Genomic DNA, 674 nt, shown 5'->3' on the forward strand with positions numbered 1-674 from the left:
CTTCGACAATATTTGTCCCTGAAGTGGTATTGGTCGGTAAGACCAAAAACAACGCTTTCATTATTTTAAACTACCTTCCTACCAAACCCTTAGATGACCCTGAAAACAACTTCAAATTTGGTCAGCAATTAGCTCAACTGCATCAATGGGGAGAACAGAAAGAGTTTGGTTTCGATACCGACAATTATCTCGGTTCCACCCTGCAGCCGAATCAATGGCACAAAAAATGGTGCATGTTCTTCGCTGAGCAACGTATTGGTTGGCAACTGCAGTTATTAAAAGAGAAAGGCGTGACGCTAGTTGATATCGACGACTTTATTGACGTTGTAAAACAGCTTCTTGCGAACCATACGCCAGAACCGTCTCTTCTACATGGTGATTTATGGAATGGTAATGTCGCTCTCACCGCGTTTGGCCCGATTTGTTTCGATCCTGCATGCTATTGGGGGGACCGAGAATGCGACATCGCGATGACTGAATTGTTTGGAGGGTTCCAACCTGAGTTCTATCAAGGGTATGAATCGGTGATGCCATTGCTGCCTAACTATCATGAACGAAAAGATATCTACAACCTCTATCACATCCTCAATCATTGTAATTTGTTCGGTGGGCATTATTTGGAGCAAGCTCAGCTCACTATCAATAAAATTATTTCTTACTAATTTGGAAGGCAC

General features: G+C 42.7%; 1 protein-coding gene. It reads left to right on the forward strand.

Features of this window, described 5'->3' with window-relative positions:
• Positions 1–662: fructosamine kinase family protein (locus R7E78_RS27120; RefSeq protein WP_318058746.1), on the forward strand; the 662-nt coding region annotated here is incomplete at its 5' end.
• Positions 663–674: the final 12 nt, after the last annotated feature.

Source organism: Vibrio sp. YT-19(2023), from assembly GCF_033337395.1.